Origin of the sequence: Oryzisolibacter sp. LB2S (genome assembly GCF_040732315.1) — a bacterium.
GTDB classification, from domain to species: domain Bacteria; phylum Pseudomonadota; class Gammaproteobacteria; order Burkholderiales; family Burkholderiaceae_C; genus Alicycliphilus; species Alicycliphilus soli.
The window spans coordinates 3,223,031-3,237,947 of record NZ_CP160388.1 but is presented as its reverse complement, the minus strand read 5'-3'; the positions used below and the strand labels follow the sequence as shown (position 1 = coordinate 3,237,947).

General features: G+C 65.8%; 10 protein-coding genes. 6 read left to right on the top strand and 4 right to left on the bottom strand.

Features of this window, described 5'->3' with window-relative positions; translation table 11 throughout:
• Positions 1 to 50: 50 nt before the first annotated feature.
• Positions 51 to 2,213 (bottom strand): hypothetical protein, encoded by a 2,163-nt coding sequence (locus tag ABUE11_RS15280; protein WP_367066193.1) that lies wholly within the window; start codon positions 2,211 to 2,213, stop codon positions 51 to 53.
• Positions 2,214 to 2,609: 396 nt separating this feature from the next.
• Between ABUE11_RS15280 and ABUE11_RS15275 the strand changes: the two genes are divergently transcribed.
• Complete coding sequence (locus ABUE11_RS15275) at positions 2,610 to 3,614, top strand: GNAT family N-acetyltransferase (protein WP_367066192.1); 1,005 nt, start codon at positions 2,610 to 2,612, stop codon at positions 3,612 to 3,614.
• Positions 3,615 to 3,650: 36 nt separating this feature from the next.
• Here ABUE11_RS15275 and ABUE11_RS15270 read toward each other — a convergent pair whose 3' ends face one another.
• From ABUE11_RS15270 to ABUE11_RS15260, 3 genes are read right to left on the bottom strand one after another with little or no spacing between them, the layout of a single operon-like run.
• Positions 3,651 to 4,520: a hydrolase 1, exosortase A system-associated gene (locus tag ABUE11_RS15270; protein WP_367066191.1), complete on the bottom strand. Its 870-nt coding sequence runs from the start codon at positions 4,518 to 4,520 to the stop codon at positions 3,651 to 3,653.
• A complete protein-coding gene (locus tag ABUE11_RS15265) occupies positions 4,517 to 5,419 on the bottom strand; it encodes a hydrolase 2, exosortase A system-associated (RefSeq protein WP_367066190.1) in 903 nt (300 codons plus the stop codon). Before ABUE11_RS15265 ends, ABUE11_RS15270 begins: the two co-directional genes overlap by 4 nt.
• Entirely contained in the window at positions 5,416 to 5,676 is a 261-nt protein-coding gene (locus ABUE11_RS15260) for an acyl carrier protein (protein WP_367066189.1), read from the bottom strand. The genes ABUE11_RS15265 and ABUE11_RS15260 overlap by 4 nt, the downstream gene beginning before the upstream one ends.
• A gap of 95 nt (positions 5,677 to 5,771) precedes the next feature.
• Between ABUE11_RS15260 and ABUE11_RS15255 the strand changes: the two genes are divergently transcribed.
• The 5 genes from ABUE11_RS15255 to prsT are packed head-to-tail and all read left to right on the top strand — an operon-like array spanning position 5,772 to position 14,898.
• Positions 5,772 to 7,424: an acyl-CoA ligase (AMP-forming), exosortase A system-associated gene (locus tag ABUE11_RS15255; RefSeq protein WP_367066188.1), complete on the top strand. Its 1,653-nt coding sequence runs from the start codon at positions 5,772 to 5,774 to the stop codon at positions 7,422 to 7,424.
• Positions 7,411 to 8,616: a pyridoxal-dependent decarboxylase, exosortase A system-associated gene (locus ABUE11_RS15250; RefSeq protein WP_367066187.1), complete on the top strand. Its 1,206-nt coding sequence runs from the start codon at positions 7,411 to 7,413 to the stop codon at positions 8,614 to 8,616. The genes ABUE11_RS15255 and ABUE11_RS15250 overlap by 14 nt, the downstream gene beginning before the upstream one ends.
• Positions 8,617 to 8,655: 39 nt before the next feature.
• Positions 8,656 to 10,725, top strand: a complete 2,070-nt coding sequence (prsK, locus tag ABUE11_RS15245; RefSeq protein WP_367066186.1) for an XrtA/PEP-CTERM system histidine kinase PrsK — start codon at positions 8,656 to 8,658, stop codon at positions 10,723 to 10,725.
• Between the two features lie 12 nt (positions 10,726 to 10,737).
• Entirely contained in the window at positions 10,738 to 12,099 is a 1,362-nt protein-coding gene (gene prsR, locus ABUE11_RS15240; protein WP_367066185.1) for a PEP-CTERM-box response regulator transcription factor, read from the top strand.
• Between the two features lie 21 nt (positions 12,100 to 12,120).
• Positions 12,121 to 14,898, top strand: a complete 2,778-nt coding sequence (prsT, locus tag ABUE11_RS15235) for an XrtA/PEP-CTERM system TPR-repeat protein PrsT (RefSeq protein WP_367066184.1) — start codon at positions 12,121 to 12,123, stop codon at positions 14,896 to 14,898.
• Positions 14,899 to 14,917: the final 19 nt, after the last annotated feature.

The following is a 14,917-nucleotide window of genomic DNA, read 5'->3' as shown; positions in this document are numbered from 1 at the left end:
AGGCGATCAGTTTGGATGATCGCCATTTTAAGAATTGCGAGGCTTGTTGACTATCTCGGGATGATGGCCCAGGTGGGATTGTTGGTGTAATCCTTGTCCATCAATGGCGTCTTGGATTTGAGTAACGCATATGCAGTTGCTGCATTTTCAATGTCTAGGCTCGATGCGGTTGCTAGCATGGCTCGTGCATTCGCGGCATAGCCACCAGCCCATTCCGGATAGCCGTCAAATTTCAGTGAGGGGTCGCACTTGATGTTCGGTAGGTTGACTTCCGCAAATTCTTTCCAGCTTGTGATCCATTGGCCCGTTGCGTTCTTGAGGCTCATGAAATAAGCGGGTGCCTTGGCAATACAGAATCCCTGATCTTCATTCAGGAAACGTTCCACACCGAACTTGCTGGTCCAGCGCAGGAGCTCAATGGCCCGGGGTTCTCCAGCCTCGGCCTGCTGAGCCATCACAATGCTCCAGAAGTCGTTTTGCCACGGGCCAACATGTGCTTTGCCGTATGGGTTGACCGGTGAGCCCATCGGTGAAACGTCATCCCTGGGGGTAACTATCCAGTTTTGGTAATACCATTCAAGATTGTTGGAAAGTCGGGTCTGAAAATATCCCTTCATTGCGTGAGAGTCGGGGAGGAAGCGCGAGGCGTCACCCAGTGCGCGCATTGACCATGCTTGTGCTCTAACCTCGTTCTCTCTCAATACACCTTTCCCTCCCTCGCGATATGCGGGATTGCTTGCGCTGATATTCCATGCGGCCCAGAATGCAACTTCATCCTGATAAAAGGTGTCTCCAGTAATCAGATATGGTATGTACGCAAAAGAGGCTTGGTGCCCCATGTCGGGAGTCCAAATGGTGGTTCCATTGACCACGGTCGGTAATGTTGGCTGTGATATGCCGCGAAGTGTTGACACATTTGGATGTCTGTCTAGATCCAATGGTTGGCTGGATGCTTCATCACGGTAGTGAACCGGGACGGAGCCTGCTGCGTCAGCGTGCGCAAGCATGACTTCTTTGATGCGATCGTCCTGGGAGACAAGATACATCGCGGTCCATTGAGGGACGGGGCCAATCTCAAATCTCCCCCCAGTTGTCGGGAAATAGGGTTGGAGCATCAGATTCGCCATAGGCCCCAGATTGGCCTGTGACGCCTTTTTATTTGTAAAGCTATTGTAGAAATTCGATAGGACTGCCTCCGGGATATTCAGGCTCAGGTCGTAGTTCCAGATTGCCTTGCTCGCAACAAAATACGGCATGTTGTGCCGCACCTGTGCCAGTGGCTCGGTGGATGAACCCGTCCACACCACCTTGTGCCAGCGTGCGTGGTGGTAGTGGGTGAACTGTGGCTGCGTGAATATCGTGCTGCCGTTGCGCTTGATAGCAAGCGAATAGGTCATGTTGCCTGGGTTGGCCGTCCAGGTGCGGGTGTTTTCTATCACCACGTCGGTACGGATGCGCTGGCCGCCATCGACCATCCGGGTGTGTAGGCGTGCCGTCAGGTGCGGGTGGGGGGTGCCTGTGGCCTTGTTTTTGAAGGGTATGGCCACGGTGTACTCTGTAGCGACGGGGCCCGACAGGCGGCGCCCGGTGCCGCTGGCGATTTGTTTGACCAGTTCGGCTTGCGGCTGAGCGATCAAGGTGGATGTGCCACCATTGGCGTCAATGACCTGGGCCTCAATCTCCAGATTCCAGTCGGGATTGGCGGGGACATTGGCGGTGCTGCTGGTCTTGACCCCCGGATACAGATTGATGATCTTGCTTTGGCCGGGCTGTACGTTGTTGAGCTGGGCGCTGAGTACGGCAAAGCGCGCGGAGCCATCGCGGTGCGTAGCAAGTTCATCCGTTTGAAGAGGGATGGTTGCGCCGTCCACCTTTGCTATCAGCCCCTGTTGCGCAGGTTTCCAATCGCCGGCCTTGAAGGGTTGGCCAAAGGTGACGGGCAGACTGGCTTGTGTTTGCGCGCTGGTGGAGGTGACCTGGACGCAGGTAACCGCATCGCTTGCGCACGTGAAGGCTGCTGGCGCGGGCGCGGGCGCTGGTGCTGCTGTTGGCGGGCGCGGTGTCGGATTCGGTCGGCGCGTGCTGTCGATGGCGACGTCCGTTGCCTCGCTGCCACCGCCGCATGCGGACAATGTTGCAAAAACTAGTGCCGTGGCCAGGTTCTTGCCAACAGCGGATTTGACAGCGCTAGGGCGCGGTGGGGTACGGTTCATGACAATGGTCAAGGTCTGATGGAGGGGTGGGTCCCCAGGGATGCGGCTGAACGCCGTCACGCGGGGTCTCGGGATTGGCTGCGCCAAGACTGCGGGGGAGCGCCCCCGCATGGCGAGCCGAATGTTTGCCAGGGTTGCCGAATGCCGGCGCCACCCGAACGATGAAATTATCGGAATGCATGACAAGTTAGGTACTCGTTAATGTGACTCTCGATACAAAATGTGTCAATACAATCCGTAAGAGCGGCGCAACACGACTGCTATTGGGTAGCCTTGATGGGGATGTTCTTTGGTTGGTTGAGTTTTACGTGGCGTTTTCAGTGTGTTTTGAAGTGATACATGCAAAAAGTTACAACCAGCCCTGCGTCTTCACGGCCAGCAAGCACGCCGAGGCCCATGGTGGTGGGGGACCTGTTCACCACCGAAGCCTGGTTTGCGAATCTGCTGGCGCATGGTCTTGAGCGGCTTCCCGAGTGGCATGGGGTCTGGTCGCTTCCCACCACGGCCGGTGCTGAACAGGCCCACTTTTGCCTGATGCGCCAGCGGCCCGGCGGTCCCTTGCTGGCGCTGGGCAACTACTACAGCTGTCTATATGGCCCCCAGGGTGCGGCCGAGGCCGTGCTGGCGTTGTCGCCCGCGCAGTGGCGCCAGGCCGTCAGCGCTCTGCCGCACTGGCGTGCCTCTGGCGTGCTGCGGCTACAGCCACTCGATGCCGACAGCGCATGGCTGGGGGCGCTTGAGCGGGGCTTGCGCTCGGCGGGTTGCTGGTCGGACAGGTTCTTTTGCTTTGGCAATTGGTTTCAGCCCGTGCCCATGGGTGGTTTTGACGCCTACTGGCGGCAGCGCCCATCGGCACTGCGCCACAGTGTGGAGCGGGGTCGCAGGCGGCTCGACCGCGCGGGCGACTGGCGCATCGACATCCATACGCCCGGCTCACCGGGGCTGGAGGAGGGGTTGGCGGCCTACCAGAGCGTCTACGCGCAGAGCTGGAAGTCGCCCGAGCCCTGCCCCGACTTCATGCCTGGGCTGGCGCGCATGGCCGCGCGCGAAGGGTGGCTGCGCATGGGCGTGCTGTGGCTGGGGCAGCAGCCGCTGGCGGCCCAGGTCTGGTTGGTGCATGGGGCCAAGGCCAACATCTACAAGCTCGCCTACGTCAAGGGGCATGAGAAGCTGTCGGTCGGGTCGGTGCTCACCGCGGCCCTGATGCGGCATGTGATGGACGTGGACCGCGTGGCCGAGGTGGACTATCTGAGTGGCGATGACGCCTACAAGCGCGACTGGATGGCCGAGCGCCGCGAGCGCGTGGGTCTGGTGGTGTTCGACCCGCGCAGCCCGCGAGGCCTGCTGGCGGCGGGTAGGCATTTTGCGGGCGCCCTGTGGGCGCGATTGCGCAAGGCGTGATGGGCGTGGCCAGTGCCGCTGGCTGGGCTCAAACGCTTACCGGGTCAGCGTGGCCAGCCAGCGCAGGGTCAGGGCTTCCACCTCCTGCTGGCTGGCGGGTTGCGAGCAGGTGTGATCGGCGCCCTGCAGATCGTGGCGGGTGACGGTCGGCCGCTGTGCCGCCTGGCGCCAGGGGGCGTCGCTCGCAAGGCATTCGGCAAACTCCTGGGCGGTCACGTCGCGCGTGCTCAGAATAAGCAGTGTTTTGCCTTCAAAGCCTTGCCAGGCAAGCGCCATAAGCTCTTGAAATGATAGTGATTGTGGTCTCTTGCGGCGCATGCTGCGCAGATTGCGGCCCAGATCGCGCAGCGCCTTCAGGCCCACGCCGCCGGCCCAGAGCTTGCGCCAGAAGGCGGGCTCGAGCAGGCGCTGCCGGTAGTAATGCTTGACGCGCGTCCTCGCCAGTCCGGCCTCGGAGCGCACCCAGGGGTTGAGCAGCACCAGCCCCGCCACACGCGCGTCACGCCTGGCCTGCAGGTACAGCAGGCTGGCCGACGCGCCGTCGCACAGGCCCCAGAGCACGATGCGGTGGGCGCCACTGGCGCGCACGGTGGCGTCGATGGCCGCGCCGATGTGCGGGGCCGTCTGCTCGAAAGGCACGCTGGCGCCGGGGCTGTCGCCCATGCCGGGCAGGTCAAAGCGCAGCACAGGATGGCCCGCGCCCGCCAGCCGGCGCGCCAGCTGCACAAACTGGCGGTGGCTGCCCACCCGGTACTGCGCGCCGCCGACGACGATGACGATGGCCGTGCGCTGCACCTCCATGCCCGCCGCCGGCATGGAGAGGATGCCCAGCATGGCACTGGCGGGATCGCCTCCCGCGCCACGGCTTGCGCCGGTGATCTCCAGGGCTTGCTCGCGTATGTTCATGGCATCGGAGCGGCAGCGGGGGTGAGTGCGGCCAGCGTGGCGTCGATCAGCGCCGGCGCATCGCCGCCGTCCACGGTCTGCCAGAAGGCGGGGCCGGCCACGGCCTGGGCCTGCACCTGCCAGCCGGCGGCGCGCCAGGCGGCCACGGCCCTGTCGGCAGAAGCGCCGAGTGTCGGTGGTTGGGCGCTGGACAGCTCGAGCCACACCAGTCGTGAAGTGACCGCTGGCGGCGCGGGTGGGGTCAGCCGGGCCAGGCCCAGGCCCTGGGCCAATGTGGGGCTCAGTGCATAGCCCGCAATGTGCACCGTCTGGCCCTGGGCCAGGGCCTGGGCCGGCGCCGGGGCGTCACCGGGGCTGGCGCCCAGCCACTGGCTGGCGCTGTGCAGGCGCAGAAACTGCTGCAGCAACTGCTGGCCGCTGGCGACGGGTTGCCACAGCAGCAGATGCACGGGTTCGCCCCCACCTTCGCCTGCACCTTCGCGCACGCCTTCGGCGGGACTTGGCAGCAGCCGGCTGGCCAGTTGTGTGGCCAGCAGGGCGCCGGCGCGCAGGCCCCACAGCCAGATCGGGCCGCCGGCCCGCGCGGCCAGCCAGCGATGCGCGGCCAGGGCATCGGCCAGCCAGGCGTCCCAGGTGGCGTCGGCAAAGTCGCCACTGCTGTCGCCGCAGCCCAGCAGGTCGATCTGCAGCACGGCGTAGCCGGCCTTGGCCAGCGCGCGGGCCTGGGCGGCCACCACGCGGCGCGTGCAGTTGAGTTCCTCGGCAAAGGGATGCAGGTAGAGCACACGCCCCAGCGGCCTGTCGCCGCGCGGTGCGTGGTACAGGCAGAAGCGCTGCCCGCCGTCGGCGGCCTCGAGAAAGAAGGCCTGCGGCAGCCCGGCCTGCGGGGGCAGGCTCATGTGTCCTGCCTGGCCAGCGCCTGCTCCACCAGATCGCACAGGCTGCCCACGGTGGCAAAGACCGCGCCGCTCAGGTCTTCATCGCTGAAGGCGATGCCGAAATGGTTCTCCAGTCCGGTGATCAGCGCGAGCACGGCCATGGAGTCGAGTTCGGGCAGGGCCCCGAGCAGCGGTGTGTCGCGGTCAAAGGCGGTGGCGCGGCCGTGCAGGGCCAGGGCCTCGTCCAGCACGCGCAGGACTTGTTCGGTGAGATTCATGATGTGTAGGGGTTTGCACTGCAATTGCGGCGCGATTCTAGTGGCCCGGTGGGTGCGCTGCCTGTGGCGCCGAGGCGATGCCTTAACATGCGCCAATGCCTCATCAACCGGATTTTCTCGGAGGGATTCCCCCTGTTTTGCTGCATGACCTGCCGGCGCGCGCTGCCGCCTGCTGGCCCGGCCACACCGCGCTGTCGGTCAACGGCGCGCATGTGAGCTATGCCGATCTGCAGGCACAGACGCAGCGCTGCGCCGCAGGCCTGCTGGCGCTGGGGCTCGAGCGCGGCGCGCGCGTGGCCGTGTACCTGGACAAGCGCGTGGAGGCCGTGGTGGCCAGCTTTGCGGCGCCGGCTGCGGGCGGCGTGCTGGTGCCCGTCAACCCGCTGCTCAAGGCCGCGCAGGTGGCGCATATCCTGCAGGACGCAGAGGCGCAGGTGCTGGTCACCTCACGCGCGCGGCTGGCGGCGCTGGCGCCGGTGCTGGCGGACTGCCCCTCGCTGCGCCATGTGCTGCTGTGCGACGAGGCGGCAGCAGGTGCACTCGCGCCGCTGCCCGCCGGCCTTGCCGTCCACGCCTGGGCCGACATGCAGGCGCTCGAGCAGCAACCCCTGCCGTCCTTGCAGTCGTTGCCGAGAGGGCTCGACGTCGATGTGGCGGTGATCTTCTACACCTCGGGCAGCACGGGCCGGCCCAAGGGCGTGGTGCTGTCGCACCGCAACCTCGTGGCCGGCGCCGTCAGCGTGGCCAGCTACCTGGGCAACCGCGCCGACGACAGCCTGCTGGCCGTGCTGCCGCTGTCGTTCGACGCGGGCTTCAGTCAGCTCACCACGGCGTTCCTGGTGGGCGCGCGCGTGGTGCTGCTCAACTACCTGCTGCCGCGCGACGTGCTGCAGACCATGGCGCGCGAGCGCATCACCTGCCTGACGGCCGTGCCGCCGCTGTACATGCAGCTGGCGGCGCTGGACTGGCCCGCGGGCGCGGCCGAGCACCTGCGCTACTGGGCCAACACCGGCGGGCGCATGCCGCGCGCCACGCTGGAGCGCCTGCGCGCGCTCGCGCCCGCGGCCCGGCCCTATCTGATGTACGGCCTCACGGAGGCCTTTCGCTCCACCTATCTGCCGCCCGAGGAGGTGGACCGCCGCCCCGACTCCATCGGCCGGGCCATTCCCAATGCCGATGTGCGCGTGCTGCGCGAGGACGGCACGGAATGCGCCGTCGACGAACCCGGCGAGCTGGTGCACCGAGGGGCTCTGGTGGCCCTGGGCTACTGGCGTCGCCCCGAAGAGACGGAACGGCGCTTCCGACCCTGGCCTGCGGCGCTGCAGGCGGCCGATGCGGGGCGGGCAGCGCCCGAGTACGCCGTGTTCTCGGGCGACACCGTGCGCCGCGATGCGGACGGTTTTCTGTACTTCGTGGGCAGGCGCGACGAGATGATCAAGACCTCGGGCTACCGCGTGAGCCCGACCGAGGTGGAGGAGGCGCTCTACGCGAGCGGCCTGGTGGCCGAGGCACTGGTCTATGCCCGCCCCGACGACGCCCTGGGCAGCGCCATCTGCGCGGCCCTGTGGCCATCGCCCGCGGGCGCCGACACGGCCACGCGCGACGCCGCCCTGATGGCGCATTGCCGCCAGCAGCTGCCGGCGTTCATGCTGCCACGGCAGGTGCACTGGGTGGACCAACCCCTGCCGCGCAGCCCGAATGGCAAGCTCGATCGCCAACGCTGGATACAGGAACATGGATCGCTTTGACCTCTCGGGCGCCGAGCTGCAGGTAGGGGGGCTGGCGCTGTCGCTGCTCGCCGAGCGCGTCGGCCAGACCCCGTTCTATGCCTACGACCGCGCGCTGATTGCGGCGCGCATTGCCGCCGTGCGCCAGGTGCTGCCCGCGGGCGTGCACCTGCACTACGCGATCAAGGCCAACCCCATGCCCGCCCTTGTGGGTTTCGTGCGGCCGCTGGTCGACGGCATGGACGTGGCGTCGGCGGCCGAACTGCGGCTGGCGCTGGATGCCGGGGCGGACCCGCAGGGCATAGGCTTTGCCGGCCCGGGCAAGCGCGAGGCGGAGCTGCGCCAGGCCGTGGCCTCGGGCGTGCTGCTGCATGTGGAGTCGGCGCGCGAGCTGCACCTGCTGGCCGACGCAGCCCAGTCCCTGGGCCGAGGCGCGCGCGTGGCCCTGCGCATCAACCCGGACTTTGAGCTGCGCGGCGCCGGCATGCACATGGGCGGCGGCGCCAAGCCCTTCGGCGTGGATGCCGAGCAGGCCCCGGCGCTGCTGCGGGCCATGGGCAGGCAGGGACTGGTCTTCGAGGGTTTTCATGTCTATCCGGGCTCGCAGAACCTGCGCGGCGAAGTCATTGCCGAGAGCCTGCGCCGCTCGCTCGATCTGGTGCTGCGCCTGGCGCAGGACGCGCCGGCGCCGGTGCGCAGCGTCAACCTGGGCGGGGGCTGGGGCATACCGTACTTCCCGGCAGACAGGCGGTTGGACCTCGCTCCCGTGGCCGAGGCATTGGCCCAGGTGCGAGAGCGGCTCGTGCAGGCCCAGCCCGGCGCGCATCTGGTCGTGGAGCTGGGTCGCTACCTCGTGGGCGAGGCCGGCGTGTACGTGGCCCGGGTGCTCGATCGCAAGCAGTCGCGCGACCAGGTGTTTCTCGTGACCGACGGCGGCATGCACCAGCACCTTGCGGCATCGGGCAACTTCGGGCAGGTCATACGGCGCAACTATCCCGTGGTCATTGGCAACCGGCTGCAGTCGGCCGAGCGCGAGACGGCCTCTGTGGTCGGCCCCCTGTGCACGCCGCTCGACGTGCTGGCCGACCGCATGGATCTCGCAGTCGCCGAGCCCGGCGACCTGGTGGCCGTTCTGCAGTCCGGGGCCTATGGCGCCAGCGCCAGTCCGCAGGGCTTTCTGAGCCACCCCGCGTGCCTCGAGGTGCTGGTGTAGTGGTCTGCCGGGACGGGTGCAAATGATGGATTGCATTGCATGAGTGACACGGAAAGCAGCATCTTCTTCTGGGGCTGGGTGCTGGCCGCTGGGGCCTATGGCTTGATGCTGCTGCGCCTGCTCAGCCAGCAGCACTTGCGTACCAAGGATGGCCGCATCGCGACGACGATGCTTGCGGCCGTCGTCATGACGCTGCTGTGGAGCGGCAGCAGTCTGCTGGGATTGACGAATCACCCGTCATGGTGGTTCGTGGCGCAGGTGGCAGATGTGCTGCGCTACCTTTGCTGGGCTGGCTTTGTGGCGCTGTTTCTGGCCGACCCTGAAGGGCGTTGGCGCAAGCGCTGGCCGGTGCTCGCGGCGGCGGGACTCCTGGGCGCTCCGGCCCTGGTGGCAATCGCGAATGTCGGTGCAGGCGTGACGGGGCATGCCTTCCTGATGGTGTTGCTGTCGATTGCAGGCCTGGTGCTGCTCGAGCAGTTGCTGCGCAATCTGCCGGAGGACTCCCTGTGGAGCGCCAAGCCTGTGTGCCTGGGGCTTGCGGGCACCTTTCTGTTCGATCTGTACCTGTTCTCTCAGGGCGTGCTGTTCCAGGGGCTGGATCCCGATGCATTGAGTGTCCGTCCGTTCGTGCACGCCTTCATGGTGCCCCTGCTGCTGCTGGCGACCACGCGCCACCGCAACTGGATCGCCAAGATTCACGTGTCGCACAAGGTCATCTTCCATTCGGCGTCGCTGGTGCTGGTGGGGCTGTACCTGATCTTCATGGCCGCGGTGGGCTACTACGTGCGCTATTTCGGCGGCGCATGGGGTGGGGCGCTGCAACTGGGGCTGGTTTTTCTGGCACTGGTACTGGCCATTGCCGTGGTGCTGTCGGCCTCGCTGCGCGCCACCCTGCGGGTCTTTCTGGGCAAGCACTTCTTCCGCTATCGCTTCGACTACCGCGAGGAGTGGCTGAAGTTCACCGCAACGGTGTCGAGCCACGACCACCCGCAGGAGGCGGGCCGCAACGTCATCCGGGGCCTTGCGGACATGTTGGAGAGTCCGGCGGGTGCGTTGTGGCTGCTGCGCCCGGAGGACGACCAGTTTCGCCAGGTGGCGCGCTGGAACCTGCCGCTGGCAGCGCAGACAGTGGACCGAGATGGGGCGTTGCCGGACTTTCTGCGCTCCACGGGTTGGGTGGTCAATCTCGATGAGTGGCGTGCCGCGCCATCACGCTATCGCGACATGCAGATACCGGACTGGCTGGCCCAGTATCCCCAGGCCTGGCTGTTGGTGCCGCTGTGGCAGGGCAAGGGCTTGCTGGGCTTCGTGCTGCTGGCCAGCCCGCGCACGGCCGTGGACGTGAACTGGGAGGTGATCGATCTTCTGAAGACGGCGGGTCGGCAGGCCGCGAGCATTCTTGCGCAAATGCAGGCGACCGAGGCGCTGCTCGAATCGCGCAAGTTCGAGGCCTTCAGCCGCATGTCGGCCTTCGTGGTGCACGATCTGAAAAACATTGTTGCCCAGCTGTCGCTCATGGTCAAAAACGCCAAGCGTCTGCAGAACAATCCCGAGTTTCAGGCCGACATGCTGATGACCGTGGAAAACTCTCTGGAGCGCATGCGGCAATTGATGTTGCAATTGCGTGAGGGGGCGGCATCTGGGGCAGCGGCTGTCGGTGTGGAGCTCGGCAAGATCGCCGAACGGCTCGCGGCAAATGCCGCACGCCGCGATCGCACATTGCACGTGTACAATTCGTCACATGTTTTTACGCGCGGTCACGAAGATCGACTTGAGCGCGTCATAGGGCACCTGGTGCAGAACGCACTCGATGCCACCGATGGCGCCGACCGGGTGTGGATCAAGGTCGATCGTTTCGGCAGTCATGCCCGCGTGGAGGTGGGTGACGAGGGAGAGGGCATGACCGAGGAGTTCATCCAGACGCGTTTGTTCAAACCTTTTCAGACGACCAAGGAGTCTGGCATGGGCATTGGCACTTACGAGAGCTTTCAGTACGTGCAGGAGTTGGGGGGGAAGGTGTCGGTGGACAGCAAGGTGGGCCAGGGAACGGTCGTGAGCCTGCTGCTTCCGCTCATCGAGATCAGCCGTGATTCGGACCTGCAGTTGTAGGAGAGGGACAGCATGAGTGCGGACAAGCTGCAGCCCCTGCTGATCGTCGAGGACGACCTCGCGCTGCAAAAGCAGATCAAGTGGTCGCTCGATCGTTTCGAATCCGTCACGGCACCCGACCGTGAGAACGCCATGGCGCAACTGCGCCGTCACGCCCCTGCCGTGGTGACCATGGATCTGGGGCTGCCGCCGGATGCCGATTCGGTCTCGGAAGGGTTCAGGTTGCTGGAGCAGATTCTGGCGGCCGCGCCCGACACCAAGGTCATTGTGTTGACGGGCCAGAACGACCAGGCGAACGCGCTCAAGGCCGTGGCCATGGGCGCATACGACTTCCTGGCCAAGCCCTTCGAGCCGGAGGTGCTCGATCTGTGCGTCGAGCGGGCCTTTCGCATGTACGAGTTGCAGGCCGAGAACAAGCGGCTGCAGGCGATGCAGGTGCCGGACGCGAGTGCGGGCCTCATCACGCGGGACCCGCAGATGCTGCGCATCTGCCGCACCATCGAAAAGGTGGCCAACACGAATGCGTCGGTGATGCTGCTTGGTGAAAGTGGCACGGGCAAGGAGGTGCTGGCGCGCAGCCTGCATCAGCAGTCCAACCGCAAGGGCGGAAAGTTCGTGGCCATCAATTGCGCGGCCATTCCCGAGAACCTGCTCGAAAGCGAGCTTTTCGGCTACGAAAAAGGGGCCTTCACAGGGGCCGCCAAGACCACGCCCGGCAAGATTGAGTCCGCCAATGGGGGCACGTTGATGCTCGATGAAATTGGCGATATGCCCATGCCCCTGCAGGCCAAGCTGCTGCGTTTTTTGCAGGAACGCGTGGTCGAGCGCATCGGTGGGCGCGACGTCATTCCCGTCGATGTGCGCATCGTCTGCGCCACGCATCAGAATCTTGCGCAATGCATCAAGGAAGGGCGTTTTCGCGAGGACCTGTATTACCGCCTGGCGGAAATCGTGGTCGACATACCGCCCCTGCGCGCACGCGTGGGCGATGCGGCATTGCTTGCCCATGCCTTTGTGCGCCGGTTCGGCCAGGACCATGGCCGCAACCTGAGCCTGGCCGACGATGCCTTGCGAGCGATCGAGGCCCATCCCTGGCCGGGCAACATCCGCGAACTCGAGAACCGCATCAAGCGCGCCACCATCATGGCCGATGGCAACCAGATCATGGCCGCCGATGTGGGCCTGATGGACGCCGGCAACGCGCAGGACGACCGCAGCCTCGACCTGCGCGTGGTGCGCGAGGAAGCAGAAAAACGCGCCGTACTGGCGGCGATTGCCCGTGCCGATGGTACTGTTGCCAAGGCGGCCGACCTGCTGGGCATCAGCCGTCCGACCCTGTATGACCTGATGCATCGCATGGGCCTGAAATCCTGACAAGTGAACGTGGAGGAATTTATGAAGGCTTCCGTTTCCCGCCGTTTTGGTCCTGCGGCCACCCTGGCCGTCGCACTCGTGGTGTCGGCCTGCGGTGGCGACAGCCCCGATACGCTGATCGCCTCGGCCCAGGATTACCTGAACCGCAAGGACGTGCCCGCGGCCATCATTCAGCTCAAGAATGCGCTGAAGGCGGATCCCAATTCCGCCAAGGCACGACTCATGCTCGGGCAGGCCCTGATGGCCAGCGGCGATGCGGCGGGTGCCGCGACCGAGTTCGGCAAGGCCAAGGATCAGGGCGTCCCACCCGACGAGGTCGTGCCGCTGCTGGCGCAGGCCCTGCTTCAGAGTGGCGAATTCCGCAAGATCACGACGGAGCTGGGCAAGCAGCAGCTTGCCAGCGCCGATGCCCAGGCCAGTTTCAAGACCAGCCTGGCCATCGCATGGCTGCGACAGGGGGAGCGGGAAAGGGCGAGTGAGAGCCTCGAAGATGCACTCAAGGCCAAGGCCGACTATGCCCCGGCGTTCCTGGAGCAGGCCCGCATCAGCGCGGCCAGCGGCGATCTGGACGGCGCGCTGGCGGGGCTGGACAGGGTGCCGCGTCAGTCGGCCGCCGCGCCCGAGGCGCTCAAGCTGCGCGGGGATCTGCTGCTCTATGGCAAGCAGGATCAGAAGGGTGCGATGGCCGCCTACGAGGAGGCGGTGAAGGTCGACCCCAGCTACAAGGAAGGCCGTGCCGGCATCGTTGAACTGCTGCTGGTTCAGGGCAAGCTCGACGAAGCGGACAAGGTGCTGCAGGAACTGGTCAAGGAGGTTCCTGGCCGTCCCATGACCGTGTACCTGCAGACCATGCAAGCCTATGCCAAGAAGGACTACAAGAATGGCAAGGAGCTTTCGCAGAAGCTCTTGAATATGACGCCCGAGAGCTATCGGGCGCTTGAGCTCGCCGGCATGATCGAGCTGCAGCTCGGGGCCAACGTGCAGGCCGAGGCGTTGCTGGGCAAGGCGCTGCAGATCAACCCGGGGCTGTCCATGGCCCGACGCGGCCTCATTACCACCAACGTGCGCCTGGGCCGTCTCGACAAGGCCATGGCCCTTCTGCCCCCGAATCTGGAGCAGAACGACCGCGACCCCGCCATGCTCGCTCTTGCCGGTCAGGTGTACATGCTTCAGGGTGATATGGAGCGCGCGCAGCGTTTCTTTGCGCGCGCGTCCAGGCTGGATCCCAAGGACCCCGTCAAGCGCACCACGCTGGCGCTGTCCCACCTGGCCGCGGGGCAGGGGGACACGGCACTCGGCGAGCTGCGGGATATCGCGGCGACGGACGACGGCGTGGTGGCCGACATGGCGCTGATCAATGCCCTGCTGCGTCAGGGCAAGGTGGATGACGCCCTGAAGGCCGTTGCCGCCCTGGAGAAGAAGCGTCCCACCGATGCCTTGCCGGCCTTCCTGCGTGGGCGGGCATTGCTGCAGAAGCGCGACGCCGCCGGCGCGCGCAAGGCCATGGAGCAGGCGCTGAAGCTCGATCCGGACTACTTCCCGGCCGTGGGCGTGCTGGCCGCGATCGACAACAGCGAAAAGAAGCCCGAGGACGCGCGTGCGCGGCTGGAGGCGGCCATCAAACGTCAGCCGGCCAACGTGCGTGCCTACCAGATGCTGCTGGAGCTGCGCGCCGCACATGGCGCCGACAAGGCAGAGCAGATCGGCATCTTGCGCAGGGCCATCGACGGAGCGCCCAACAGCCCAGTGCCGTCGCTGCTGCTCACCGAGTTTTTGCTGCGCAGCGGCGAGAACAAGGAGGCATTGGCCGTGGCGCAGAAGGCCGTCGCCGCCATGCCCGACGAGGCGCCGCTGCTCGATGCATTGGGGCGCGCCCAGTCCGCCAATGGTGAACACAACCAGGCATTGGCGAGCTTTGGCCGCATGCAGTCGCTGCAGCCGCAATCGCCCGTGCCCGCTTTGCGCATGGCAAGTGCCAGCCTGATCGCCGGCGACCGTGCCGCGGCCGACAAGCACCTGCGCAAGGCGCTGGAGCTCGATCCGAGGTCTCTCGAGGCGCAGCAAGGCCTGGCCAGCCTGGCCATGGATGCCAAGAAGCCCGACGAGGCGCTGGCCATCGGCCGCAGCATTCAGCAGCAAAGGCCCAAGGAACAGGTAGGCTATCTGTTGGAAGCCCAGATCCATGCCGCCAACAAGGAATGGGACAAGGCCACAGATATCCTGCGCGCCGGCCTCAAGCAGGTCGCCAGTCCGGAACTGGCCATCCGCCTGCATGGCGTGCTGGTGGCGGCGGGCAAGAAGGCGGATGCGGACCGTGTGGCCTCCGACTGGCGCCGTGCTCACCCCAAGGATCCCGCGTTCCCCTTCTACCTGGCCAGCCAGGCCTTGAATGCCAACAACCTGACCGAGGGGCTGCGCAGCTTTGAACAGGTGTTGCAGCTGCAGCCGGACAACGCCGTTGCGCTGAACAATGTGGCCTGGATCAAGGGGCAGCTCGGGCGTGATGGCGCACTCGCCGATGCCGAGCGCGCCAATACCCTGGCACCGAACCAGCCGCCCTTCATGGACACCTGGGCCATGTTGCTGTCCGCCGCCAACCAGCATGATCGTGCGATCGAGTTGCAGAAGAAGGTGGTGCAGCTGCAGCCCAAGGCGCTTGCCTACAAGCTGAACCTTGCGAAGATCTACCTCAAGGCCGGGCAGAAGGACGCGGCCAGGCCGTTGCTCGACGAGATTGCGGCGGCTGGCACGGCCTTTGGCGGTCAGGAAGAGGTGGAACGGCTGCGCAAGTCGCTGTGAACGACAGGCCCGCTGACCC